Source organism: Micromonospora sp. NPDC049359, from assembly GCF_044466585.1.
GTDB lineage: Bacteria > Actinomycetota > Actinomycetes > Mycobacteriales > Micromonosporaceae > Micromonospora.
The window spans coordinates 109,828-134,544 of sequence record NZ_JBITMW010000009.1 but is presented as its reverse complement, the minus strand read 5'-3'; the positions used below and the strand labels follow the sequence as shown (position 1 = coordinate 134,544).

The 24,717-nt window shown below is 73.9% G+C and carries 19 protein-coding genes and 1 pseudogene; 14 read left to right on the top strand and 6 right to left on the bottom strand.

Translation table 11 applies throughout. The annotated features are described in order from the left end of the window. Window positions 1–14: 14 nt before the first annotated feature. Complete coding sequence (locus tag ACIBTX_RS21285; protein WP_357127055.1) at window positions 15–644, bottom strand: TIGR03085 family metal-binding protein; 630 nt, start codon at window positions 642–644, stop codon at window positions 15–17. Between the two features lie 170 nt (window positions 645–814). Between ACIBTX_RS21285 and ACIBTX_RS21280 the strand changes: the two genes are divergently transcribed. From ACIBTX_RS21280 to ACIBTX_RS21270, 3 genes are all read left to right on the top strand, one after another. Then, entirely contained in the window at window positions 815–2,698 is a 1,884-nt protein-coding gene (locus tag ACIBTX_RS21280; RefSeq protein ID WP_396832886.1) for an ABC transporter ATP-binding protein, read from the top strand. Between the two features lie 8 nt (window positions 2,699–2,706). After that, complete coding sequence (locus ACIBTX_RS21275; RefSeq protein ID WP_396832921.1) at window positions 2,707–4,482, top strand: ABC transporter ATP-binding protein; 1,776 nt, start codon at window positions 2,707–2,709, stop codon at window positions 4,480–4,482. A 94-nt stretch (window positions 4,483–4,576) separates the two neighbouring features. Further along, the gene (locus ACIBTX_RS21270) at window positions 4,577–5,326 is read left to right on the top strand and encodes a DUF2470 domain-containing protein (protein WP_357170746.1); all 750 of its coding nucleotides are present in this window, start codon (window positions 4,577–4,579) and stop codon (window positions 5,324–5,326) included. A gap of 12 nt (window positions 5,327–5,338) precedes the next feature. On the opposite strand, the gene ACIBTX_RS21265 is transcribed toward ACIBTX_RS21270, so the two are convergent. The 3 genes from ACIBTX_RS21265 to ACIBTX_RS21255 form a co-directional block, all read right to left on the bottom strand. Further along, window positions 5,339–5,935, bottom strand: a complete 597-nt coding sequence (locus tag ACIBTX_RS21265) for a TetR family transcriptional regulator (RefSeq protein WP_357127064.1) — start codon at window positions 5,933–5,935, stop codon at window positions 5,339–5,341. 83 nt (window positions 5,936–6,018) lie between these two features. Continuing rightward, the gene (locus tag ACIBTX_RS21260) at window positions 6,019–6,774 is read right to left on the bottom strand and encodes an ABC transporter permease (protein WP_357127067.1); all 756 of its coding nucleotides are present in this window, start codon (window positions 6,772–6,774) and stop codon (window positions 6,019–6,021) included. Beyond that, window positions 6,771–7,511 (bottom strand): ABC transporter ATP-binding protein, encoded by a 741-nt coding sequence (locus ACIBTX_RS21255; protein ID WP_357127070.1) that lies wholly within the window; start codon window positions 7,509–7,511, stop codon window positions 6,771–6,773. Before ACIBTX_RS21255 ends, ACIBTX_RS21260 begins: the two co-directional genes overlap by 4 nt. Window positions 7,512–7,704: 193 nt before the next feature. Here ACIBTX_RS21255 and ACIBTX_RS21250 point away from each other — a divergent pair. The 4 genes and pseudogenes from ACIBTX_RS21250 to ACIBTX_RS21235 form a co-directional block, all read left to right on the top strand. Further along, window positions 7,705–8,391, top strand: a pseudogene (locus tag ACIBTX_RS21250) (phosphoribosyl-AMP cyclohydrolase); the annotation flags it as partial. Window positions 8,392–8,571: 180 nt separating this feature from the next. Continuing rightward, window positions 8,572–9,003: a phosphoribosyl-AMP cyclohydrolase gene (gene hisI, locus ACIBTX_RS21245; RefSeq protein ID WP_357394904.1), complete on the top strand. Its 432-nt coding sequence runs from the start codon at window positions 8,572–8,574 to the stop codon at window positions 9,001–9,003. Between the two features lie 46 nt (window positions 9,004–9,049). Continuing rightward, on the top strand, window positions 9,050–10,603 hold the full coding sequence (locus tag ACIBTX_RS21240) for an anthranilate synthase component I (RefSeq protein WP_357394864.1): 1,554 nt from the start codon (window positions 9,050–9,052) through the stop codon (window positions 10,601–10,603). Continuing rightward, window positions 10,600–11,166: a Trp biosynthesis-associated membrane protein gene (locus ACIBTX_RS21235; protein WP_396832884.1), complete on the top strand. Its 567-nt coding sequence runs from the start codon at window positions 10,600–10,602 to the stop codon at window positions 11,164–11,166. Before ACIBTX_RS21240 ends, ACIBTX_RS21235 begins: the two co-directional genes overlap by 4 nt. Here ACIBTX_RS21235 and ACIBTX_RS21230 read toward each other — a convergent pair whose 3' ends face one another. Then, a complete protein-coding gene (locus ACIBTX_RS21230) occupies window positions 11,167–11,460 on the bottom strand; it encodes a hypothetical protein (protein ID WP_357127078.1) in 294 nt (97 codons plus the stop codon). A gap of 486 nt (window positions 11,461–11,946) precedes the next feature. Here ACIBTX_RS21230 and trpC point away from each other — a divergent pair, with 486 nt between their 5' ends. The 5 genes from trpC (at window position 11,947) to ACIBTX_RS21205 (ending at window position 17,437) form a co-directional block, all read left to right on the top strand. Beyond that, window positions 11,947–12,750 carry an indole-3-glycerol phosphate synthase TrpC gene (gene trpC, locus ACIBTX_RS21225; RefSeq protein WP_039906616.1) on the top strand — a complete coding sequence of 268 codons (804 nt, stop codon included), beginning with the start codon at window positions 11,947–11,949 and terminating at the stop codon, window positions 12,748–12,750. Between the two features lie 37 nt (window positions 12,751–12,787). After that, window positions 12,788–14,026: a tryptophan synthase subunit beta gene (trpB, locus tag ACIBTX_RS21220; RefSeq protein ID WP_396832883.1), complete on the top strand. Its 1,239-nt coding sequence runs from the start codon at window positions 12,788–12,790 to the stop codon at window positions 14,024–14,026. A 1-nt stretch (window position 14,027) separates the two neighbouring features. Further along, the gene (trpA, locus tag ACIBTX_RS21215; protein ID WP_357127084.1) at window positions 14,028–14,831 is read left to right on the top strand and encodes a tryptophan synthase subunit alpha; all 804 of its coding nucleotides are present in this window, start codon (window positions 14,028–14,030) and stop codon (window positions 14,829–14,831) included. A 237-nt stretch (window positions 14,832–15,068) separates the two neighbouring features. Next, on the top strand, window positions 15,069–16,235 hold the full coding sequence (lgt, locus tag ACIBTX_RS21210; protein ID WP_357170754.1) for a prolipoprotein diacylglyceryl transferase: 1,167 nt from the start codon (window positions 15,069–15,071) through the stop codon (window positions 16,233–16,235). Between the two features lie 14 nt (window positions 16,236–16,249). Continuing rightward, a complete protein-coding gene (locus tag ACIBTX_RS21205) occupies window positions 16,250–17,437 on the top strand; it encodes an NAD(P)/FAD-dependent oxidoreductase (protein WP_357127090.1) in 1,188 nt (395 codons plus the stop codon). Window positions 17,438–17,480: 43 nt separating this feature from the next. Here ACIBTX_RS21205 and ACIBTX_RS21200 read toward each other — a convergent pair whose 3' ends face one another. Further along, window positions 17,481–18,317, bottom strand: a complete 837-nt coding sequence (locus tag ACIBTX_RS21200; protein ID WP_357127342.1) for a GNAT family N-acetyltransferase — start codon at window positions 18,315–18,317, stop codon at window positions 17,481–17,483. A 154-nt stretch (window positions 18,318–18,471) separates the two neighbouring features. Here ACIBTX_RS21200 and gltB point away from each other — a divergent pair, with 154 nt between their 5' ends. Continuing rightward, window positions 18,472–23,175 carry a glutamate synthase large subunit gene (gene gltB, locus ACIBTX_RS21195; protein WP_396832882.1) on the top strand — a complete coding sequence of 1,568 codons (4,704 nt, stop codon included), beginning with the start codon at window positions 18,472–18,474 and terminating at the stop codon, window positions 23,173–23,175. After that, window positions 23,168–24,688 (top strand): glutamate synthase subunit beta, encoded by a 1,521-nt coding sequence (locus ACIBTX_RS21190; RefSeq protein ID WP_357170756.1) that lies wholly within the window; start codon window positions 23,168–23,170, stop codon window positions 24,686–24,688. The genes gltB and ACIBTX_RS21190 overlap by 8 nt, the downstream gene beginning before the upstream one ends. The last annotated feature ends 29 nt before the right edge of the window (window positions 24,689–24,717 follow it).

Here is a 24,717-nt window from a genome sequence, read left to right as displayed (position 1 = left end):
TTAGGCGCAGAAAGTCACATGCCCAGGCTGGCGTTGCGCAGCTGCCGCGCGGACGACGCCGGGCCGTCCAGCTGGACCCTGGCCACCCGCTGCCGTCCGGACAGGAACAGGGCCAACTCGGCCGGGGCACCCACCAGGCGCAGTCGTTCGCCGCCACGGCCGACGGAGACCTCGCCGTACCCCGGCGCCTGCACGTAGAGGTCCGCCGGGAAGCGCCGCAGCGTCAGCCGGGCCATCGGTGCGGCCCGCTTCCACAGGGTGGCCTGCAGGCCACGCGGCAACTCACGCGGCTGCCATCCCCCGACGGCCCGCCGAACGTCCTCGTGGTGGATGAAGAACTCCATGGTGTTGACCAGCTCGTCGGTCAGCGGGTTGCTGACCGGGCTCCACACCGGTGGCCGGCGTACCTTCGCCACCAGCTCCGGGTAGGGCCCGGCGGCGAGCCGGCGGCGGACCCGTTCGGCGTACCCCCGCAGAGGCGGCAGCAGGATCCCGCCGGCGGCGTCCAGACGGCGCTCGCGCAGCACCAGGTGCGCGGCGAGGTCGCGCGTCGCCCAGCCCTCGTTGATCGTCGGTGCGTCGGGCCCGAGGGCCAGGAGGAGATCGGCCAGCGTCTCGCGCTCGGCTCGGGCGTACCGCGACATGGGCCGATCGTAGGCCCGGACCCTGGCGGCCGCGCGGCGAGCGGGACCGGGTCGTACCGCTGGCGCGGGCGTGGAATACGTGATGGTCGACATATCCCGTCCGGGTCGGCGGCGCAGGCCCGCACCGGTAAGGATGAGGTAGATAATTGTGGCTTACGGCGGGGGAGAGCGTGGCGAGCAGGACAAGCCGGGACGTGCTCGGCAGAGGGCTGGGGGTGCTGCGGCAGGCGATCCGCGAGCAGCCACGGATCTTCACGGTCGCCGTGGTCGGCAGCGTGCTGTTCGGCTCGATGGTCATCGTGAGCGCGTACGTGGTGGGCGCGGTCGTCGGCGACGTGGTGGTGCCGGCGATCGCCCGGGGCGAGGTCGGCGTCGGCGCGCTGGTGCTGGCGGCGGTGGCCCTCTTCGGGATCAGCGTGCTGCGGGTGGTCGGCATCTTCGGCCGCCGGCTCGGCGCCGGTTACATGCAGTACCGGCTCCAGGCCGCCTACCGCCGCCGGGTCACCCGCCGCTACCTGGACCTGCCGCTGTCCTGGCACCACCGCAACGCCACCGGCACGCTGCTGTCCAACGCCAACTCCGACGTGGAGGCGGCCTGGTATCCGATCGCCCCGCTGCCCTTCGCGGTGGGCACGCTGGTGATGCTGGTCGGCGCGATCGTCTCGCTGTTCGCCACCGACTGGGCCCTGGCCCTGGTCGGCCTCGCGGTGTTCCCCGCGCTGTTCGCGCTCAACGTGGTCTACTCCCGCCGGATGGCGCCCCGCCAGGCCCGCGCGCAGCGGTTGCGCGCCGAGGTCAGCGGCATCGCGCACGAGAGCTTCGACGGCGCGCTGGTGGTCAAGACCATGGGCCGCGAGGCGCAGGAGACCGCCCGGTTCGCCGGCCGCGCCGGTGAGCTGCGCGACGCCCTCATCGCGGTCGGCCGGCTGCGGGGCGTCTTCGACCCGCTGCTGGAGACACTGCCCAGCCTCGGCACCCTGGCCGTCCTGGTGGTCGGGGCGTTCCGGCTGCGCCAGGGCGCGATCAGCGTCACCGAGCTGGTCAGCGTCGCCTTCCTCTTCACCGTGCTGGCCTTCCCGGTACGGGCCATCGGCTGGGTGCTCGCCGAGCTGCCGCGCAGCGTCGCGGGCTGGGACCGGGTGCGCCGGGTCCTCGACGCCACCGGCGAGATGCCGTACGGACAGCGGGTGCTCGACCCGGCCACCCCGGGCCCGGCCAGCCTCACCTTCACCGACGTGCACTTCTCCTATCCGCCCGCCGAGGCTCACCAGCCCGGCGCGCAGGTGCTCGGCGAGGTCGGCTTCACCGTCCCGGCGGGCCGCACGGTCGCCCTGGTCGGGCCGACCGGCGCGGGCAAGTCCACCATCGCCTCGTTGGCCGTACGCCTGGTCGACCCGGACTCGGGCACCGTCACCCTGGACGACGTGGACACGCGCGACCTGACCGCCGCGTCGCTGGCCGGCACGGTCGCGCTCGTGGCGCAGGTGCCGTTCGTCTTCGACGACACCGTACGGGCCAACATCGCCCTGGACCGGCCGGGCATCGACGACGAGGACGTGTGGGCGGCACTGCGCCTGGCCGAGGCGGACGGTTTCGTCGCGGCGCTGCCCGACGGGCTGGACACGATGGTCGGCGAGCGGGGCACCTCGCTCTCCGGCGGGCAGCGGCAGCGGCTCACCCTGGCCCGCGCCCTCGCCGGGCGGCCACGCCTGCTGGTGCTCGACGACGCGACGAGCGCCGTGGACCCGCGCGTGGAGGCGGCCATCCTCGCCGGCCTGCGCTCCTCGGCCGGCGAGCCGGGGGTTCCCGCCGCGTCGATCCTCGTCGTGGCGTACCGCCGGGCCACCATCGCCCTCGCCGACGAGGTCATCTACGTCGAGCAGGGGCGGGTGATCGCGCGGGGCACGCACACCGAGCTGCTGGCCACCGTGCCCGGGTACGTGGACCTGGTCACCGCCTACGAGCAGGCGGAGGTCGACCGCGCGCAGGAGCGCGCGTACGACGACGAGGTGGCGCCGCTCCCGTCGGGCCTGGAGATCGAGGTGGACCATTGAGTACGACGGTGACGACCGACGAGCGCGACGAGCGGCCGGAGACGACCTGGCGGACGTTGCGGCGGGGGCTGGCCCTCTCGCCCGAGCTGCGGACCGGGCTGGCCGCCACCCTGGCCCTGGCGCTGGTCTACATGGTGGGCCGGGTGGCCGTTCCGGTGGCGGTGCAGCAGGGCATCGACCGAGGCATCGTCGGCGGCCTGAGGCTGGACGTCGTCTGGTGGGTGGTGGCGGTCACCGCGGCGATCCTCGTGGTCACCACGGCCTGCGGCTACCTGATGATGCGCCGGCTGTTCACGGTCAGCGAGACCGCGTTGGCGAACGTGCGGACGCGGGCGTTCCGGCACGTGCACGACCTGTCGATGCTGCACCAGCAGTCGGAGCGCCGCGGCTCGCTGGTCTCGCGGGTGACCAGCGACGTCGACCAGATCACCCAGTTCCTCCAGTGGGGCGGGGTGATCCTGCTGGTCAACCTGGGCCAGCTCGTGGTGACGACGGCCGTCATGCTGGCGTACTCCTGGCAGTTGACCCTGGTGGTGCTGGTGGCGTTCCTGCCGGCGGTGCTCGTCATCCGGCAGTTGCAGCGCCGACTCGGCGCGGCGTACGCGACGGTGCGCCAGCGCACCGGCGCGCTGCTGGGCGCGATCGGCGAGAGCGTCGTGGGCGCGCCGGTGATCCGGGCGTACGGCATCGCGGGGCGTACCGAGCGGCGGCTGGACGAGGCCATCGACGCGCAGCGCATGGCGCAGCAGCGGGCCATCCGGATCAGCATCGTGGGCAGCTCGGTCGGTGAGTTGGCGGCCGGGTTGGCGCTGGCCGGCGTGGTGGTGCTCGGGGTGACGCTGGGCGTGGACGGCACGCTGTCGATCGGTCAGCTGACCGCGTTCCTCTTCCTGGTGACGCTGTTCATCCAGCCGGTGCAGATCGCCACCGAGGTGCTCAACGAGGCGCAGAACGCGATCGCGGGCTGGCGCCGGGTGCTGGACGTGCTGGACGTCGCCCCGGACGTCGCGGATCCCGGGGAGCAGGGCCGGGACCTGCCGATCGGTCCGTTGGACATCCGGTTCTCGGGCGTACGGTTCGCCTATCCCGGCGGCCCGCCGGTGCTGCACGACATCGACCTGGAGATCCCGGCGAAGAGCCGGGTGGCGGTGGTCGGCGAGACGGGCAGCGGCAAGACGACCTTCGCGAAGCTGCTGACCCGACTGATGGATCCGTCGGCGGGGGCGGTGCTGCTGTCCGGGGTGCCGCTGGCGCAGGTGCGTTTCGACTCGCTGCGCGCCCGGGTGGTGATGGTCCCGCAGGACGGGTTCCTCTTCGACGCGACGGTGGGGGACAACGTGCGGTTCGCCCGGCCGGAGTTGACCGACGATGAGCTGGGGGCCGCCTTTACGGAGTTGGGCCTGGCGGACTGGTTGGACGGTCTGCCCGCCGGCCTCAACACCCCGGTCGGGGAGCGCGGCGAGGCGCTGAGCGTGGGGGAGCGGCAGCTCGTCGCGCTGGCCCGCGCGTACGTGGCCGACCCCGACCTGCTGGTGCTGGACGAGGCGACCAGCGCGGTGGATCCGGCGACCGAGGTGCGCTTGCAGCGCACCCTGGACGCGGTCACGCGGGGGCGTACGACCCTCGCCATCGCGCACCGGCTCTCCACCGCCCAGGCCGCCGACGAGGTCATCGTGGTGGACCGGGGGCGCGTCGTGCAGCGGGGCCCGCACGACGAGTTGGTGCGCGACGCCGACTCGGTCTACGGGCTGCTGTACGCCTCCTGGCTGGAGCAGACCAGGTAACGGGTCGATGTCCATGGCATCGGCTGGTGGACGCGGTGGTGCTGGTGCTCTACGCTCCGGTTAGGTAAGGCTAACCTTTGAAGGAGGTTGCGCCATGCGGCCCAGCCCCGCCGAGATCGTCCGTACCCTCGTCGCCGGTCGCCTGCCCGGCCTCGTCCACCTGGCTCGCCGCCCGGGTCCGCACCACGCCCGGCACGTGACCGACCCCGACGGCCGCGTGTTGCTGCTGGTGCCGGTGGCCAGCCACCTGGGCGCCGCGCTACAGCCCGCCGCCGGGGGCGACGACGTCGCGGTGGTCCTGGACGTCCTCGACCTGCCGCCCGCGGCCGGCGCTCCCGGGCTCGGGCGGGCCTGGGTCTCCGGCTGGGCCGCCGAACTGCACGACGACGAGGCACGCCGCGCCGCGGTCGACTTCGCGGCCGTCGAGCCGACCGGCGACCTGCTCGACGTCGGCGCCCGGTTCCGGCTGTTCCGCTTCGAGGTGGCCGAGGTCCGCTGGGAGCGGGCCGGCGTCGTGCACCGGATCGACCCGGTGGAGTACGCCGAGGCGGAGCCGGATCCGGTGCACCCCTTCGAGGCCCTGCTGCTCGCCGACTTCGCCCAGCGCGAGCCCGCCGCCGTCACCGACTACCTGTGCCGGCAGCTCGGCCTGACCGAAGAGGCCCCGGACGGCCCGCCGCGCGTGGTGCGTGTCGACCGCTACGGGCTGGTGGTCGCTCTCGGACGCCCCGGCGCACGGCGGCGCGTCCGGCTGGCGTTCCCGTGCCCGCTCACCGGCCCCGACGAGCTGGGCCGGCTGCTCCCGCCGCTGCGCCGCCCCGCCGACGTGCACCCGCCCCGCTGACCGTGCCCGGCCCTAGATCGGCAGCGACCCGGTGAGGTACCGCTGGACGCTGGGGCCGATGGTGGCGACCAGGAGCTCCGGATCGGCCGACGCGACCGGCTCCAGCCGTACCACGTGTCGGATCATGGCGAGGCCGATGAGCTGGGTGGCGACCAGCGAGCCGCGCAGCGGGACCTCGGCCGGGTCGACGTCGAGCTGGTCGAGCACCCGGCGCAACACCTGCGTGGTGACGAACTCCCGCAGCAGCCGAGCGGTCCACTCGCTGCTGAGCACGGAGCGCACCAGCGCCACTCCGGCGCTGCCGGCCGGTGAGTCCCAGATGCCGATGAAGGCCCGTACCAGCCGCTCGCCGACGCCGTCCTGGTCACCGGCGAGCACCGCCGGCAGCAGCTCGGCGGGGTCCACGGGGAAGTTCATCGCGGCCCGGAAGAGCTGGTCCTTCGTGCCGAAGTAGTGGTGCACCAGAGCCGGGTCCACCCCGGCGGTGGCGGCGATGGCGCGGATCGGGGCGGCGTCGAAACCCCGTTCGGCGAACGTCGCCCGCGCCGCGTCGAGGATCGCCTCCCGGGTGTCCGGGTTGCCGGGTCGCCGGCCGGTACGCCGCGTCATCGCCGCCCCTCGTTCGTCCGCTGACGCCGCCGGTCTCCCGGCGGCGGGTGGCGACCCGCCCCGCGCGGGTCGCCGCCGGTCGGTCAGCCGGTGCGCCGACGCAGGGTCGCCGCCGCGAGCACCAGCGCCAACACCACCGCGCCGAACACCACGCCCACGTCCCGCCACATGGTCGCGGTCGGCTCGGCGTGGGCGCCGACCTCCTGCAACGCCTCGATGGCGTACGTCAGGGGCAGGGCGCCGCTGAGGCCCTGGAGCCAGCCGGCCATCTCGTCCCGGGCCACGAACAGCCCACACAGCAGGAGCTGCGGGATCACCACGACCGGGAGGAACTGTACTGCCTGGAACTCGGTGCGGGCGAAGGCGCTGCACAGCAGGCCGAGGGCGACCCCGAGCACCGCGTCGAGCACCGCGATCCCGATCACCAGACCGCTGCTGCCGAGAGTCCGCAGATCGAAGACCCAGTACGCCAGACCGGCCGCCAACGTGGCCTGCACGGCGGCGGCCAGCCCGAACGCGATGCCGTACCCGAAGAGCAGGTCGAGCTTGCCCAGCGGGGTGGTGAGCAGCCGCTCCAGGGTGCCGGACGTGCGCTCGCGCAGCATCGCGATGCTGGTCACGAGAAACATGATCACGAAGGGGAAGGTTCCCAGCATCACCAGCGCGACCCGGTCGAACACCGACGGCTGCCCCAGCGGTGTCGGCTTGTCGGCGTACATGTAGTAGACCAGCGTGAGCAGGACGGTCGGCACCACCACGAGCAGCGCGATCGTCCGCCGGTCGTGCCGGAGCTGGCGCAGGACGCGGCCGATGGTGGCCGCCAGGATCCGCACGTTCATGAGTTCTCCCGCCCGGCTGACGCCTTCGTCTCGCCGGCCCGGATCAGCCGCAGGAACGCCTCGTCGAGGTCGTCCACACCGGCGGCGGCCCGGATCGCGTCCGGGCTGTCGTCGGCGATCAGCCGGCCCTCGCGGATCAGCAGCAGCCGGTCGCAGCGGGCCGCCTCGTCCATCACGTGACTGGACACCAGCAGGGTGGTGCCGGCGGCGGCCATGGCGTGGAACCGGGCCCACAGGTCGGCCCGCAGCACCGGGTCCTGACCGACGGTCGGCTCGTCGAGGATGACCAGCTCCGGGTCGCCGACCAGGGCGCAGGCCAGGGAGGCCCGACTGCGCTGGCCGCCGGAGAGGGTGGCGACCAGCTGACCGGCCGCCTGGGCCAGCCCGACGGCGCTCACCGCCTCGTCCGCCTCGGCCCGCCCACGCCCGTACAGGGCCGCGAAGTAGCGGGCGTTCTCCCGCACGGTCAGGTCGGCGTAGACGCTCGGCGCCTGCGTGAGGTAGCCGACCCGGTGCCGCAGCGCCGGGGCCCCCGCCGGCTGGCCCAGCACGGTCACCGTCCCCGAGGTGACCACCTGCACGCCGACCACGGCGCGCATGAACGTGGTCTTGCCGCTGCCGCTGGGCCCCAGCAGACCGGTGACGGCGCCCCGCGGGACGGCGCAGGTGATGCCGTCCAGCACCCGCCGCCCGCCCCGATCGACCACCAGGTCGTGGACGCCTATCGCGTCGTCCATCGCGCACCTCCAAGAAACTCATCGCTCGTTGAATTCCAACGCTAGAGAGGAGTGTGCGGCCCGCGCAACGGCCGGCCTGTCCTCTGGTGCCCGCCCTCGCGCCTAGCGTGACAACGGGCAGTAGGCTTCGGACCGGACAGCAGGTCCGGCAACGGGCATTGCGTGCCGATCGGACGTACGGCACGATGACGCCGTGGGTCACGCTCCGTTACCGCACAGCGGATTTCTCGAGGACTGGGCCGCGCGGTTGCGGGACGCCGCCGAACGGCCGGTCGTCGGCATCCTGCTGCGCGGCAGTCACGCCCGGCGGGCGGCCACCGCGCACAGCGACGTCGACCTCGACGTGCTCGTCGGTGGCTCGCCGTACGCCGCCCGTCGCGCGTACCTGGCCGAAACCGCCGGTCGGGTCACCCACGTGTCGGTGGCGGCGCGGGACGTCCGCTCCTGGGTGCACCGGCTCGGCGAGCCGGCCGACTGGGCGTTCGGACTGCCGGTCACCGCGCCGGCCCGGCTGCTCTGGGCGGACCCGCACTGGCGGCCCCGGATCGACCTGCCGGTGCTCTGCCAGCCCGCCGAGCCGCCCCGGCTGGAGGAGCTGATCGCCCTGCTCGGCAAGGCCGCTGCCGCCCGCGCCGCCACCGACCGCCTCGGGGTCCGGCTCGCCGTGGCGGACCTGGCCCGGATCTGCCCGTCGGTGCTGCGCCCGGCGAACCCGTCGGTGCGGGTGTCGTCCCGCCGCGCGGCGTTCGCGGCGGCCCTGGAGCTGCCGGTCGCCCCGGCCGGCTACCGCGAGGACATGCTCCGCTGCCTCGGCCTGCGCCCGGGCGCCACCGGCCAGCTCTGGGCCGCCGCCGTGCGGCTGGTCGCCGGCACCGTGGCGCTGATCCGCCCGTACGCCGGGGAGATCGCCGAATCCTCCGGCACCGACCTGGCCGAGGCCCTGGTCGACGGCCGCCTCGACCGTTACGTGGCCCAGCTCGCGCGGCCCGTGGCCGACCGGCCGAACCCTCGGCGGGAGCCGTCGCCGGTGCCCACCCCACGTGCGGGACAATGGGCAACTGTGCCCGTACCTGACGCGCCGGTGACCGGCGTCCCCAGCGAACCGAGCGGCCCGGTGGCCTCGACGCCGGTCCGTCCGTCCCGGCTCGATCCGGCCATCGCGGCCCAGCTGCGCCGCAACGCCGACGGCCTGGTCGCCGCCGTGGTACGCGCGCACGACTCCGGCGAGGTGCTGATGGTCGCCTGGATGGACGACGAGGCGTTGCACCGCACCCTCACCACCGGCCGGGCCACCTACTGGTCGCGCAGCCGGCGCGAGTACTGGGTCAAGGGCGCCACCTCCGGGCACCACCAGTACGTGCGCTCGGTCGCCCTGGACTGTGACGGCGACGCCCTGCTGGTCAGCGTCGACCAGGTCGGCGCGGCCTGCCACACCGGCCACCGGACGTGCTTCTTCACCGAGCTGCCGGTCAGCGCGCCGGACGCCCGGTGAGCACGGTGCGGCGGCGCCCCGCCGGGACCGAGAGGCGGGCCGGCGCATGACCGACGGCGCGGTGAGCCCCGACCTGGCCACCTTCACCGAACTGGCCGCCGGCTGGCGTGTCGTACCGGTCACCCGACGGCTGCTGGCCGACGCCGAGACTCCGGTGGGGGTCTACCGCAAGCTCGCCGGCGGGCCCGGCACCTTCCTGCTCGAATCGGCCGAGCAGGGGGTCGGCTCGGCGGGCACGGCCTGGTCGCGGTACTCGTTCATCGGCGTCCGGAGCAGCGCCACCCTCGTCGAGCGGGACGGCGCGGCGACCTGGCTCGGGCAACCCCCGGCCGGGCTGCCCACCGACGGCGACCCGGTGCGGGTGCTGCGGGACACCGTGGCGGCGCTCGCCGGGCCGCCGCCCGGCCCGGGCGACGGTCTGCCACCGCTGACCGGGGGCATGGTCGGCTACCTCGGGTACGACCTCGTCCGCCGCTTCGAGCGGCTGCCCGAGCTGACCGAGTCCGACCTCGGCGTGCCCGAGCTGGGCATGATGCTCGCGACCGACCTGGTGGTGCTGGACCACTACGACGGCTCCGCGATCCTGGTCGCCAACGCGGTACTGCCACCGCTGGACGCGGCGGACCGCGACGCGCACGTCACCGCCGCGTACCACCACGCGGTGGGTCGCCTCGACGCGATGACCACCGCGCTGTCCCGACCCATCCCGCCGATGATCTCGACGGTCGCGCGCCCACCGGCCGGCGAGGTCGTCTGCCGTACGCCCGAGGGGGGCTACGTCAAGGCCGTGGAGGCGGCCAAGGAGGCGATCCGGGCGGGCGAGTGCTTCCAGATCGTGCTGTCCCAGCGGTTCGAGCGGGCCACGCACGCCGACCCGCTCGACGTCTACCGGGTGCTGCGCACCAGCAACCCCAGCCCGTACATGTACCTGCTGCGCTTCGACGGGTTCGACATCGTCGGCTCGTCGCCGGAGGCGCACCTGAAGGTCACCGCCGGCGCGGACGGGCGGCGGCGGGCGCTGCTGCACCCGATCGCGGGCACCCGCCCGCGCGGCGGCACCCCGGCGGCCGACGCGGGCCTCGCGGCCGAGCTGCTCGCCGATCCCAAGGAGCGCGCCGAGCACGTCATGCTGGTCGACCTGGGCCGCAACGACCTGGGCCGGGTCTGCGAGCCGGGCAGCGTCCAGGTGCCCGAGTTCGCGACCATCGAGCGGTACAGCCACGTGATGCACATCGTCTCCACCGTGACCGGCACGCTGCGTGACGACCGTTCGGCGTTCGACGCGCTCGCCGCGACCTTCCCGGCCGGAACGCTCTCCGGCGCGCCCAAGGTGCGCGCCATGGAGATCATCGAGGAGTTGGAGCCGGTACGCCGTGGCGTCTACGGAGGGACGGTCGGCTACTTCGGCTTCGGCGGCGACCTGGACATGGCGATCGCCATCCGGACCGCGCTGATCCGTGACGGCCGCGCCTACGTGCAGGCCGGGGCCGGAGTGGTCGCCGACTCGGATCCGGCCGCCGAGGAGCAGGAGACCCGCGACAAGGCCGCCGCCGTGCTGGCCGCGATCGCCGCCGCCGAAACGCTGCGGGCGGCCCGATGAACGTGAAGGGTCGGCGCGAGCTGACGTACGCGATGCTGCTCTGTCTCGCCGGCGCGGGCCTGGCGCTGTGGATGGCGACCCGGGGCTGGTCGGTCGAGCTGACCGCGCGGCCGGCGCCGCTGCCGCCGGTGCGCGAGGCGCGCAGCGGGGCCGCCCTGCTGCCGTGGCTGCCGGCGCTGGCCGTGGTGGCGTTGGCCGGTGGCGGCGCGGTGCTGGCCACCCGGGGTCGGGTACGGCGGCTGCTGGGTGTGCTGCTCGGCGCGCTGGGCCTGGCGGTGTCGGCCGGCGCTGGTTACGGACTGGTCGCCGACCTCGACGGTATGGTGAGTCGGCAGTGGCCGGCGCTCTGTCTGGTCGGCGGTCTGCTCGTCGCCGTGGGTGGTGGGTGGACGGCACTGCGCGGCGGCGGGTGGCCGGCGATGGGCGCCCGGTACGAACGGCCGACGCGGACCGTCACGGAGAGTAGGCCGAGCGCGGCTGCCACCCCGGGCCCGATGGCCGGTCGGCGGACCACCGAGGCGTGGGACGCGTTGGACCGGGGCGAGGACCCCACGGCCGGCTGATCAGCCGACCGGCTGACGGTCCCGCTCCCGGACGACCGGCTGACGGTCCCGCTGCGGGCGCGCGGCGGCGCGGGTGGCGGTCAGTTCGGCCACCAGGCGGTCCAGCTCGGCGCGTCGGTCGGCGCGGGCCCGGTCGGCGCAGACCGCCTCCCAGGCGTTACCGCGTGCCGTGCGCATCCGGCCCTCACCGACGACGGCCCGTTCCAGGGTGTGCACCACCCCGACGGCGAACGACGCCATGGTCCGCGAGATGGTGGTCAGTCCGATGCTGGAGTTCGACTCGGCAGTGTTCATGGCTCACTCCACACGAGGAGTCGGCGACGGTCGGGCAGGCGCGTCATCGAGTCTGCCCGAGGACGATGCTCACCGGCCGACGTTTCGTCCGGGTGACCACCCCGTCAACTGTCCCGCCGCGCCCGCGACCTGGGAGGGGCCGTTCGGCCTTGAGCTTGCTCACAACATCGACTGCTGTCGCTGTCATCGGGCGGCGATCGGCGGTGGGTGGCATGATCGATGGGTCGGCCCGGTTCGACCGGGGCCGCCGGGTTGTCGTCGTGTGACGGCGGTCGATACGGAGGTGGCGCTGCGTGACATCCCCTTCACGGCAAGTCGGCCATTATGCCGCAGGCCTTTTCGTGAGCAGCGCCATACCCCCGGCTCCCGGCCTCGGTCGGGTGCCCCTAGCATCGGCCCATGACACCCGGAGAGGGGAGTCCGTTGGTGACTGCTGAGCATGCGCACGCGGAGGGGGACGAGGCCGGTCAGGCGGCGTCCGTAAGCGTGCTCGACGAGATTCTGGCTGGCGTGCGCGAGGACGTCGCCCGTCGCCAGGAGCAGGTTCCGTTGGAACGGATCCGTGAACTGGCCGCGGCGGCGCCGCCGCCGCTGGACGCGTACGCCGCGCTGCGCAAGCCCGGTGTCGCGGTCATCGCCGAGGTCAAGCGCTCCTCGCCGTCCAAGGGCCGGCTGGCCGAGATCGCCGATCCGGCCGACCTCGCCGTCGACTACGCGGCGGGTGGCGCGCGGGCCATCAGCGTGCTGACCGAGGGGCGCTGGTTCGGCGGTTCGCTGGACGACCTCGCCGCCGTCCGGGCCGCGGTCACCGTGCCGGTGCTGCGCAAGGACTTCGTGGTCTCCAGCTACCAGGTGCACGAGGCGCGCGCACACGGCGCCGACCTGGTGCTGCTGATCGTGGCCGCCCTCGAGCAGAACGTGCTGATGGGCCTGCTGGAGCGGATCGAGTCGCTGGGCATGACCGCGCTCGTCGAGGTCCACGACGAGGAGGAGGCCGACCGGGCCCTGGAGGCCGGCGCGCAGGTGATCGGGGTCAACGCCCGTGACCTGCGTACCCTTCAGGTGGACCGCTCGGTGTTCGAGCGGATCGCGCCGGGCCTGCCGAGCAGCGTCGTCAAGATCGCCGAGTCCGGCGTTCGCGGGCCGCACGACCTGATCCGGTACGCCTCCGCCGGCGCCGACGCGGTCCTGGTCGGCGAAGGACTGGTCACCCAGAAGAGCCCACGCGAGGCGGTGGCCGAGTTGGTCAACGCCGGTAACCACCCGGCGACGCCCCGGCCGGTGCGCTGACCGCGCCGGTGTGACGCCCCACCGAGAGGATTGTCCGATGAGCGCCGACGCGCTGGCCCCGGTGGCCGGTTCGCAGCCCGACTCCGCCGGCCACTTCGGCCGCTTCGGCGGTCGGTTCGTGCCCGAGGCCCTGGTGGCCGCGCTGGACGAGCTCGACGGGGCGTGGCGGACGGCGATCGCGGACGAGTCCTTCCGAGCCGAGTTCGGCGCGCTGCTGCGCGACTACGCCGGCACGCCGTCGCTGCTCTACGAGGCCCGCCGGTTCTCCGCGAAGGTCGGCGCCCGGGTGCTGCTCAAGCGCGAGGACCTCAACCACACCGGCGCGCACAAGATCCGCAACGTGCTCGGCCAGGCGCTGCTCACCAAGCGGATGGGCAAGACCCGGGTGATCGCCGAGACCGGGGCGGGCCAGCACGGCGTCGCCACCGCGACCGCCGCCGCCCTGTTCGACCTCGAGTGCGTGGTCTACATGGGTGAGGTCGACACCGAGCGGCAGGCGCTCAACGTGGCCCGGATGCGGATGCTCGGCGCCACCGTCGTACCGGTCACCACCGGTTCGCGCACCCTCAAGGACGCGATGAACGAGGCGATGCGCGACTGGGTGGCGAACGTCGACGCGACCCACTACCTGATCGGCACCGCCGCCGGGCCGCACCCGTTCCCGGCGATGGTGCGGGACTTCGTCCGGGGCATCGGTGACGAGGCCCGGCAGCAGTGCCTCGACCTGACCGGCGCGCTGCCGGACGCGGTCACCGCCTGCGTCGGCGGCGGCTCCAACGCGCTGGGCATCTTCCACGCCTTCGTTCCCGACGAGGACGTGCGGCTGTACGGCTTCGAGGCCGGCGGCGACGGGGTGACCACCAGTCGGCACGCGGCCAGCATCACCGGCGGGTCGGCGGGCGTGCTGCACGGTGCCCGCACGTACGTGTTGCAGGACGCCGACGGGCAGACGTTGGAGTCGCACTCGATCTCCGCCGGCCTGGACTACCCGGGCGTCGGGCCCGAGCACGCCTGGCTGCACGACACCGGCCGGGCCAGCTACCTGCCCGTGACCGACGAGGAGGCGATGGCCGCCTTCGAACTGCTCTGCCGCACCGAGGGCATCATTCCGGCGATCGAGAGCTCGCACGCGCTCGCCGGCACCGTGACGCTGGCCCCGAAGCTCGCCGCCGAGCTGGGCCGGGAGCCCACCATCGTGGTGAACCTCTCCGGCCGGGGCGACAAGGACGTGCACACCGCCGGGGACTACTTCGGCATCCTCGACAAGGAGCGCTGAGGTGAGTCGCATCGGGGTGGCCTTCGACAAGGCCCGGGCCGACGGGCGGGCCGTGCTGGTGGGCTGTATGCCGGCCGGGTTTCCGACCGTCGAGGGCAGCATCGCGGCCATGACGGCGATGGTCGAGGCCGGCGTCGACGTCATCGAGGTGGAGATCCCGTACTCCGATCCGGTGATGGACGGGCCGGTCATCCAGAAGGCCAGCGACATCGCGCTGGCCGGCGGGGTCCGTACGGCCGACACGATGCGCATCATCGAGGCCGTCGCGGCGACCGGCGCGCCGGTCGTCACGATGACCTACTGGAACCCCGTCGAGCGGTACGGCGTGGACGTGTTCGCCCGTGACCTGGCCGCCGCCGGTGGCACCGGCCTGATCACGCCGGACCTGATTCCCGACGAGGCGGCGGAGTGGCTGGCCGCCTCGGACGCCCACGGGCTGGACCGCACCTTCCTGGTGTCGCCGTCGTCCACCGACGCGCGGCTCGCGATGACCGTCGAGCACTGCCGGGGCTTCGTCTACGCCACGGCGGTGATGGGGGTGACCGGCGCGCGGGCGCGTACCTCCGACGCCGCTCCCACCCTGGTCTCGCGGGTGCGCGGGGCCACCGACCTGCCCGTCGGGGTCGGCCTGGGCGTGGGCACGGGCGCGCAGGCCAGCACCGTCGCCGGGTACGCCGACGGGGTGATCGTCGGCAGCGCGCTGGTGCGGTGCGTCCTGGACGCCTCCTCCGAGGCCGAAGGGCTGGCCGCGCTGCGTACCCTGAGCGCCGAACTTGCCGAGGGCGTCCGCAACCCGGCCCGCTGAGCGCCGCCGCGGGCCGACCCGGCCCGCGTCGCTCGCCGCTCCTGCGGCACGGGTGCGACAACTCTGATGCCTGTGCGTCATCTTGATGACGCACAGGCATCACGCTCGACCGGGTGCCGCCCGTCCGTCGCCCGGCCTCTCCGGCGGCTCCGGCGCCGCGAACCAGACGTCATTCCGAGCGCGGTACGGCGGCCCGGGGTGCCGCTGCGGGGGTGCGCAGCGGTAGCGTGTGCACCCGTGACCATCGCCTCGCTATCTCCCCAGGCGGCCCTGCCCAGTCCCAGCACCGCCGTCTGGCAGCTCGGGCCGTTCCCGCTGCGGGCGTACGCGCTGTGCATCATCGCCGGCATCGTGCTGGCCTGCTGGGTGACCGAGCGTCGGCTGCGCCAGCGTGGCGTCGCGCCCGGGGCGGTGCTCGACATCGCCGTCTGGGCGGTGCCCGCCGGCATCATCGGCGCCCGGGTCTACCACGTGATCACCTCGCCGGAGAAGTACTTCGGCGCCGGCGGCGAGCCGCTGAAGGCGTTCTACATCTGGGAGGGCGGCCTCGGCATCTGGGGCGCGGTCGCGGGCGGCGCGGTCGGCGCCTGGATCGCGGCCCGCCAGCTCGGCATCCCGCTCGGCGTGGTGGCCGACGCGTTGGCCCCCGGGCTGCCGCTGGCCCAGGCGGTCGGCCGGCTGGGCAACTGGTTCAACAACGAGCTGTTCGGCGGCCGGACGACCCTTCCGTGGGGTCTGGAGATCCACCGGATGGACCCGGACAGCCCCGGGCACGCCCTGCGCGACGACGCCGGCCAGCCGATTCTCGAACCGGGCCTCTACCACCCGACGTTCCTCTACGAGTTGCTGTGGAACGTCGGGGTGGCCGGGCTGGTCCTCGTCCTGGACCGGCGGTTGAAGCTCGGGCGGGGCCGGGCGTTCGCGCTGTACGTCATGGGTTACACCGCCGGCCGGTTCTGGATCGAGCTGATGCGTACCGACGAGGCGAACCAGATCTTCGGCGTACGGCTCAACGTGTGGACCGCGGCCCTGGTCTTCCTCGGCGCGCTGGCCTACTTCGTGCGGGTTCGTGGCCCCCGGGAGTTCCTGATCCCGATCGGCGCGGCGGCCACCGCCACGCCGCCCACGACGTCCGACCTGTCGCAGGTCGACGTCTCCGCACGCGAGACCGGCGCACGCGCCGCCGCCCCCGAGGGTTACCGGGTGGTCAGCGAGGAGCAGTACGCCACCTGGCGGGACACCGGTGTGGCGCCACCGGAGCCGGCCGACGACGTGCTCCCGGAGGGCGCCGAGTCGTCCGCCGACGAGGACCGCGCCGCCGAGTCGACGGACGGTACGCCCGAGGGGCGCGACGGGGCCCGGGCCGACGCCACCGGCGTACGCCCCGCCGACCGGGACAGCTGAGCGGGGGCGGCCCGATGCGAAGCGCGGTGGTGGTCGGCGCCGGGGTCGGGGGCCTCGCGGTCGCCGGCGCGCTGGCCCGGTCCGGGTGGCAGGTAACCCTGCTGGACCGTGCCGAGCGGGTTCGACCCGAGCCGACCGCCGTGGTGCTCTGGCCCAACGGTGTGCGCGCCCTGCAGGCCCTCGGCCTGGGCGCCGGTCTGGCCGCCATCGCCACACCGCTGCCCGATGGCGGGGTACGCCGTCCGGACGGGCACTGGCTCGTGCAGCCCCGGCCGACGCCGGCCGACCGGATGCCGGTGGTGGTGCACCGCGAGGACCTGCACGACGCCCTGATCGCCGGCCTCGGCGACCGGGTCGAGCTGCGAACCGGGGTGACCGTACGCCACGTCCGCGTCGATCCGGGCGAACGACCGGGTGTGAACGACGGACGGCACACCATCGAAGCCGACCTGGTGGTCGCGGCGGACGGCACGGACAGCGTCATCCGCCGCCAACTGGCCCCCGAGTCGCGGGTGGTCAGCTCCGGCTGCGCCGCCTGGCGTGCCGTCATCCCCTGGTACCGGGCGCCCCGGCTGCCCGCCGACCAGCCGATCGGCGGCGAGGTGCTCGGCGCGGGCTACCGCTTCGTGGCCGCCTCGCTGGGCGAGCGGGGCTCCTCGGGTGGCTCCACGCGCGGTGGCATCTACTGGGTGGCCACGGCGGCCGGCGCTCCCCGCCCGGAGCCGCCGGAGACCCAGCTCGCTCTCCTGCGCCGCTGGTACGCCGGCTGGCCCGCGCCGATCGGCGCGCTGCTCGACGCCACCGACCCGAGCGACCTCGTCCAGCAGGAGGTGCGCGAGCTCCGCCCGCTGCCGCGCGCGTACGGCTTCGGGGTCGGGCCGGGCGGGGTGGTGCTGCTCGGCGACGCGGCGCACGCCATGCCGCCGCACCTCGGGCAGGGCGCCTGCCTCGCGTTCGAGGACGCCGCCACCCTCGCCTCCCTGCTGCGCGAGGCCCGGCTACCCGACGCCGTGCAGACGTACGACCGCGTGCGCCGTCCCCGGGCGGCGACCGTGGTCCGGCAGACCCGGCGGATGTCCGCGGTGCTGCAGACCCGGGGCCGGTTGGCGCTGCGTGCCCGGGACGCCGCGCTCGGCACGATCAACTCGCGGCTGCTCTCCAGCGCCGCCGCCTCCGCGGCCCAGTGGCGTCCGCCGGCCTGACCGACTCGCGCCGGTGCGGCCGGCGTGACAGCGGCCGGGCGGCTCAGGGAATCAGGGCGGCGGGTTCGGCGATGCAGGCGGTGCCGATGCGGCGGAAGCCGACCCGCAGGTAGACCCGGGCGATCTCCTCGCTGCCGGCGGAGAGGAAGACGAGCCCGGTCCCGGCGGCGAGCAGTTCCCGGGCGAGGGTGGCGGTCAGCGCGGCGCCCATTCCGCGTCGGCGGGCGGCCGGCAGGGTGGCCACTCCGGCGATCTCGGCGACATCATCCACGCGCATCGCCATGCCGCTGGCCAGCGCACCCTCGGTCGGCGTGCCGGCCAGCGCGGAGATCCGTCGACCGTCGGCGATGCGGGTCCGCTCCTCGTCGAGCGCGGCCACCTCCAGCTCGGTGACGGCCGCGTCCCGCTCGGCCGGTCCGGCCTCGCCGGGCGCGGTGCCGGGGACGCCGAACGCCACGGCCGCCACGGCCCGCCGGGCGGCCACGTCCGCGGCGAAGTCGGGTGAGTCCGCCGCCAGCACCCGCACGGGTACGTCGGAGAGCGTCGCCGGGTCGGGCAGGGCGGCCGGGTCGAGGACCATCAGCGGGGCCTCCAGCACGGACAGCCCGGCCGAGCGGGCCACCGCGAGCAGCTCCGGCGTCGTCTCGTGCACCCACTCGAACGCCTCCGGCAGGCCCAGCTCGCGCTGGCGTTCCCGTACCGAGGTCACGTCGGCCAGCGACGGCGGCTCGGTGGCGTCGATCCGGGGGCGGGCGTAGAACGGCCAGCCGGCACCCTCGCGGACGAACAGCGCCAACCCGCCGTGCTCCTCGACACCGGCGACGTCGCGGGGCACCGCGTCGTAGAAACGTTCCAACTGGTCGAAGATGTCTTTGTGCACCGAATCCACCGCGCGAGACTACACGTCCCAGACTCTGGACGGTGTGATCAATCTTGAGTGGCCTTGTCCCCCCAGCCCTAACGTAGACTCAATAGACCCACGGGCCGACGTCGTCCCCACCCATGATCCAACCTGAGTGACGACAGGAGGCCCGGTGGCTCAGCCGTACGCGGATTCGACACAGCCGCACCCGCACAGCCCGCAGGCGTCCCCGACGCCCGGCCCCCGCCCCGAGGCCCAGGGCCTCTACGACCCGGCGCAGGAGCACGACGCCTGTGGGGTCGCCTTCGTGGCGGACCTGTACGGCCGACGGTCCCATTCCGTCGTCGCCAACGGGCTCGGCGCGCTCTGCCGCCTGGACCACCGGGGTGCCCGGGGCGCGGAGCCCAACACCGGCGACGGCGCCGGCATCATGATCCAGGTACCGGACGCGTTCCTGCGCGCCGTCGCCGGCATTCCGCTGCCGCCGGCCGGCGAGTACGCCACCGGCCTGGTCTTCCTGCCCGACGACGACGCCGCCGAGGCGCGCGCCCGTCGGGTGGTCGAGAAGTACGCGCTGGTCGAGGGCGCGGACCTGCTCGGCTGGCGGGACGTGCCGATCGCGCCGGACGGGCTCGGCGACACCGCCCTGGCGGCCATGCCCCGGGTCCGCCAGGTCTTCGTGGCCGCGCACCGCCTCACCGACTCGCCCGCCGGACCGGCCGGCTCCCCGCTGCGCGGCATCGAGCTGGACCGGGTGGCGTTCTGCCTTCGTAAGCAGGCCGAGCGGGAGACCGCCGAGCGGGGCGTGCCGGCGTACTTCCCGTCGCTGTCCAGCCGCACGATGGTTTACAAGGGCATGCTCACGCCCGACCAGCTGCCGGCGTTCTACCCGGACCTGCGCGACGAGCGGGTCGACAGCGCGATCGCGCTGGTGCACTCCCGCTTCTCCACGAACACGTTCCCCTCGTGGCCGCTGGCGCACCCGTACCGGTTCATCGCCCACAACGGCGAGATCAACACGATCCGCGGCAACCGGAACTGGATGCAGGCCCGCGAGGCGCTGCTGCGCTCGCCGAACGTGCCGGGCAACATCCGGCGCGTCTTCCCGGTCTGCACCCCCGCCGCCTCGGACTCGGCGAACTTCGACGAGGTGCTGGAGCTGCTGCACCTGGCCGGTCGGAGCCTGCCGCACGCGGTGCTCATGATGATCCCGGAGGCGTGGGAGAACGACCCCGGCATGCAGCCGGACAAGCGGGCGTTCTACCGCTTCCACGCGAGCCTCATGGAGCCGTGGGACGGGCCGGCGTCGGTCGCCTTCACCGACGGCGAGATCGTCGGCGCGGTGCTGGACCGCAACGGGCTGCGCCCGGGGCGCTGGTGGCAGACCGACGACGGTCTCGTGGTGCTGGGCTCCGAGGCGGGCGTGCTCGACCTCGACCCCGCCCACGTGGTGGCCAAGGGCCGGCTCCAGCCGGGCCGGATGTTCCTGGTCGACACCGTGGCCGGCCGGATCGTGCACGACGACGAGATCAAGTCCGAGTTGGCCGCCGCCGAGCCGTACGCCGAGTGGCTGCACGCCGGGCTGATCGAGCTGGACGACCTGCCGGCCCGCGAGCACACCGTCTACACCCACGACTCGGTGCGTCGCCGTCAGCAGACCTTCGGCTACACCCAGGAGGAGCTGAAGGTCCTGCTCGCGCCCATGGCGCGGACCGGCGCGGAGCCGCTGGGCTCGATGGGCACGGACACCCCGATCGCGCCGCTGTCGACGCGGCCGCGACTGCTCTACGACTACTTCCACCAGCTCTTCGCACAGGTCACCAACCCCCCGCTGGACGCCATCCGCGAGGAACTGGTGACCAGCCTGGCGTCGACGATCGGGCCGGAGGGCAACCTGCTCGACCCGACCGCGGCGAGCTGCCGGCAGATCGTGCTGCCGCACCCGATCATCGACAACGACGAGCTGGCGAAGATCCTCTCCATCGACGAGGACGGTGACCTGCCCGGCTTCAAGGCCGTTCGGGTGTCCGGCCTGTACCGCCTGCGCGACGGCGCGGCCGGGATCAAGGCGCGACTGATCGAGATCTGCCGGCACGTCTCCGAGGCCATCGAGGACGGCGTGCGCATCCTGGTGCTCTCCGACCGGGACTCCAACGCCGATCTCGCGCCGATCCCGTCGCTGTTGCTCACCGCCGCCGTGCACCAGCACCTGGTCCGCGAGCAGACGCGTACGCAGGCGGCGCTGATCGTGGAGTCCGGCGACTGCCGCGAGGTGCACCACGCGGCGGTCCTGATCGGGTACGGCGCGGCGGCGGTCAACCCGTACCTGGCGTTCGAGTCCGTGGAGGACATGATCACCACTGGTGCGCTCGCCGGGGTCGAGCCGGCCGCAGCGGTGCGCAACTACGCCAAGGCGCTCGGCAAGGGCGTCCTCAAGATCATGTCCAAGATGGGCATCTCGACGGTCTCGTCGTACTGCGGCGCGCAGGTCTTCGAGGCGGTCGGCCTGGACAGCCGGCTCATCGACAGGTACTTCCGGGGCACCCCGAGCCGGATCGGCGGCGTCGGGCTGGCCGGTGTGCACGCCGAGGTGGCCGCCCGGCACGCGCTGGCCTGGCCGCCGGCGGGCACCGCCGACTCGGACCGGCTGGAGGTCGGTGGCGAGTACCAGTGGCGTCGCGAGGGTGAGCTGCACCTGTTCAACCCGGAGACGGTCTTCCTGCTGCAACACGCCACCCGCAGCCGGCAGTACGACGTCTTCCGCCAGTACACGTCCAAGGTGGACGGGCTCGCCGCGCAGGCCGGCTCGCTGCGGGGCCTGTTCACCCTGCGCACCGGGGTCCGTCCGGCGGTGCCGATCGAGGAGGTCGAGCCGGCCACCGAGATCGTCAAGCGGTTCGCCACCGGTGCCATGTCGTACGGCTCGATCTCGGCCGAGGCGCACGAGACGCTCGCCATCGCGATGAACCGCCTCGGCGGCAAGTCCAACACCGGTGAGGGCGGCGAGGACGTCGATCGGCTGCACGACCCGCTGCGCCGCTCCTCGGTCAAGCAGATCGCCAGCGGCCGGTTCGGCGTGACCAGCGAATACCTCGTCAACGCCGACGACCTCCAGATCAAGATGGCCCAGGGCGCGAAGCCCGGCGAGGGCGGCCAGCTCCCCGGCAACAAGGTCTGGCCGTGGATCGCCCGTACCCGGCACGCCACCCCCGGCGTCGGCCTCATCTCGCCGCCGCCGCACCACGACATCTACTCGATCGAGGACCTGGCGCAGCTCGTGCACGACCTGAAGTGCGTCAACCCGGCGGCCCGGGTGCACGTCAAGCTGGTCAGCGAGGTGGGCGTCGGCACCGTCGCCGCAGGTGTGGCCAAGCTCAAGGCCGACGTCATCCTGATCTCCGGTCACGACGGTGGCACGGGCGCGTCCCCGATGAACTCGCTCAAGCACGCCGGCACCCCGTGGGAGCTTGGCCTGGCCGAGGCGCAGCAGACGCTGCTGCTCAACAAGCTGCGTGACCGGGTCACCGTGCAGGTCGACGGCCAACTCAAGACCGGCCGGGACGTCCTGGTCGCGGCGCTGCTCGGGGCCGAGGAGTTCGGCTTCGCGACCGCGCCGCTGATCGTCTCGGGCTGCGTGATGATGCGGGTCTGCCACCTGGACACCTGTCCGGTCGGCATCGCCACCCAGAACCCGGTGCTGCGCGAGCGGTACACGGGCACCCCGGAGTTTGTCGAGAACTTCTTCCTGTTCCTCGCCGAGGAGGTCCGGGGATATTTGGCCGAGCTGGGCCTGCGGTCCATCGAGGAGGCGATCGGGCAGAGCGAGCTGCTCGACGTGGCCCCGGCGCTGTCGCACTGGAAGGCCCACGGTCTCGACCTGGCTCCCGTCCTGCACCTGCCGGAGCTGCCCGCCGGCACCGTCCGACGCGGGGTCCGCGCCCAGGACCACGGCCTGGAGCATGCCCTGGACAACGAGCTGATCGCGCTGGCCGCCCCGGCGTTCGCCGAGGGCGCGCCGGTGCGGGTCGAGGTGGCGGTGCGCAACGAGCACCGCAGCGTCGGCGCGATGCTCGGCGGCGAGGTGACCCGCCGCTTCGGCGGCGACGGCCTGCCCGAGGACACCATCGAGTTCGTGCTGCGCGGCACCGCCGGCCAGTCGTTCGGCGCCTTCCTGCCGAGGGGCGTCACCCTGCGGCTGCACGGCGACGCCAACGACTACGTGGGCAAGGGCCTCTCCGGCGGACGCATCGTCGTCCGTCCGGACGCCGCCGCGCCGTTCCTCGACCCCGACGCCGAGCCGGGGCAGCGCGCGGAGGACCAGATCATCGCCGGCAACACCATCCTGTACGGCGCGACGGCGGGCGAGGTCTTCCTGCGCGGCCGGGTGGGGGAGCGGTTCGCGGTGCGCAACTCCGGCGCGGTCGCCGTCGTCGAGGGCGTCGGCGACCACGGCTGTGAGTACATGACCGGCGGCACCGTGGTGGTGCTCGGCGCGACCGGCCGCAACTTCGCCGCCGGCATGTCGGGCGGAACCGCGTTCGTGCACCGGTTGGACCGGTCCCGGGTCAACGCGGAGCTGGTCGACCTGGCGCCGCTGAGCGAGCAGGAGCAGACGCTGCTGCACGAGCTGATCCAGCGGCACGTCGCCGAGACCGGTTCGGCGGTCGCCGAGGAGTTGCTCAAGCGCTGGCCGGAGGCGGTGGCCGAGTTCACCGCCGTGGTGCCCCGCGACTACCGCCGGGTGCTGGAGATCATGAAGGCCGCCGAAGCCGCCGGCCACGACGTCGACGACGCGGTGATGAGCGCACTCAGCGCGCCGGCCGCGTCCGTGCCGCCCGCGCCGCGGGCGGCCACCCCGGAGGTGGCCCGTGCCTGACCCGAACGGTTTCCTGCGTTACGACCGGCGTCTGCCGGCCCGCCGTCCGGTGCCGGTGCGGATCAGCGACTGGCGGGAGGTCTACCCGCCGGCCGGTGAGGAGCTGGTCCGCGAGCAGGCCACCCGGTGCATGGACTGCGGCATCCCGTTCTGCCACGACGGCTGCCCGCTGGGCAACCGCATCCCGGACTGGAACGACCTGGTGCGGACCGGCAACTGGGACGCCGCCGTCGAGTCGCTGCACGCCACCAACAACTTTCCGGAGTTCACCGGGCGGCTCTGCCCGGCGCCCTGCGAGGCGGCGTGCGTACTCGGCATCGCCGGCGGCCAACCGGTGACGATCAAGCAGGTCGAGGTGGAGATCGCCGACGCGGCGGCCGCCCGCGGGTTCACCCCGCGCCCGATCCCGACGCCGTCGGGCCGGTCGGTGGCCGTGGTCGGCTCCGGGCCCGCCGGGCTCGCCGCCGCCCAGCAGCTCGCCCGCGCCGGTCACGCCGTGACGGTGTACGAGCGCGACGACGCGATCGGTGGCCTGCTCCGGTACGGCATCCCCGACTTCAAGTTGGAGAAGCGGCATATCGACGCCCGGTTGGCCCAGCTCACCGCCGAGGGGGTGCGTTTCCGCACCGGCGTGCACGTCGGCGTCGACGTCACCGCCGAGCAGTTGCGCGCCGAGCACGACGCGGTGCTGCTGGCCTGTGGGGCGTTGCAGGGCCGGGACACGCCGGAGACGCCGGGGCGGGCGCTTCGGGGCGTACACCAGGCGATGGCGCACCTGGTCGCGGCGAACCGGGCGGTCGCGACCGCGACCACCGAGGAGGCCGCCGAGCGTCGGTTGGCGCAGGCGGTGCTGCCGGACGGCACCCCGATCGACGCGGCCGGCAAGCACGTGGTGATCATCGGTGGCGGTGACACGGCGGCGGACTGCCTCGGCGTCGCGCACCGGCAGGGCGCCGCCGGTGTGCACCAGCTCGACCTGTACCCGCAGCCGCCGACCGAGCGCGACGAGGCCCGGGATCCGTGGCCGACCTGGCCGTGGCTGCTGCGCAACTACCCGGCGCACGAGGAGGGCGGAGAGCGGGTCTTCGCCGTGGCGGTGCAGGAGTTCGTGGACGACGGAACCGGTCAGGTGCGTGCGGTACGGATCGCCGAGGTGACGGTCGAGAAGGTGGACGGCCGGCGGGTGCTGACCGTGGTGCCGGGGTCCGAGCGGGAGTTGCCCGCCGACCTGGTGCTGCTGGCGATCGGGTTCGAGGGCACCGAGCAGCAGCCGCTGTTGGAGCAGTTCGGGGTGGCCCGCAACGCCCGGGGCGCTATCGACGCCCGGGACGACTGGCAGACCGACGCGGACGGCGTGTTCGTGGCCGGGGACATGCACCGGGGCGCTTCGCTGATCGTGTGGGCCATCGCGGAGGGGCGCGCGGTTGCCGCCGCGATCCACGGCTACCTCGGTGGTGTCGGCGCGCTGCCCGCCCCGGTCGGGCCGGCCGCGCAGCCACTGGCCGCCCGTTGAGCTGAGGGGGGTCCGGTCGGCGCGACGGC

Bases quoted from the DNA above. Each gene is read 5' to 3' on its own strand.
- ACIBTX_RS21240 (WP_357394864.1), top strand. From the start codon at position 9,050: ATGACCGACGGCGCGGTGAGCCCCGACCTGGCCACCTTCACCGAACTG.
- ACIBTX_RS21235 (WP_396832884.1), top strand. From the start codon at position 10,600: ATGAACGTGAAGGGTCGGCGCGAGCTGACGTACGCGATGCTGCTCTGT.
- ACIBTX_RS21285 (WP_357127055.1), bottom strand. From the start codon at position 644: ATGTCGCGGTACGCCCGAGCCGAGCGCGAGACGCTGGCCGATCTCCTC.
- ACIBTX_RS21230 (WP_357127078.1), bottom strand. From the start codon at position 11,460: ATGAACACTGCCGAGTCGAACTCCAGCATCGGACTGACCACCATCTCG.
- ACIBTX_RS21270 (WP_357170746.1), top strand. From the start codon at position 4,577: ATGCGGCCCAGCCCCGCCGAGATCGTCCGTACCCTCGTCGCCGGTCGC.
- ACIBTX_RS21205 (WP_357127090.1), top strand. From the start codon at position 16,250: ATGCGAAGCGCGGTGGTGGTCGGCGCCGGGGTCGGGGGCCTCGCGGTC.
- ACIBTX_RS21255 (WP_357127070.1), bottom strand. From the start codon at position 7,511: ATGGACGACGCGATAGGCGTCCACGACCTGGTGGTCGATCGGGGCGGG.
- ACIBTX_RS21260 (WP_357127067.1), bottom strand. From the start codon at position 6,774: ATGAACGTGCGGATCCTGGCGGCCACCATCGGCCGCGTCCTGCGCCAG.
- trpB (WP_396832883.1), top strand. From the start codon at position 12,788: ATGAGCGCCGACGCGCTGGCCCCGGTGGCCGGTTCGCAGCCCGACTCC.
- ACIBTX_RS21265 (WP_357127064.1), bottom strand. From the start codon at position 5,935: ATGACGCGGCGTACCGGCCGGCGACCCGGCAACCCGGACACCCGGGAG.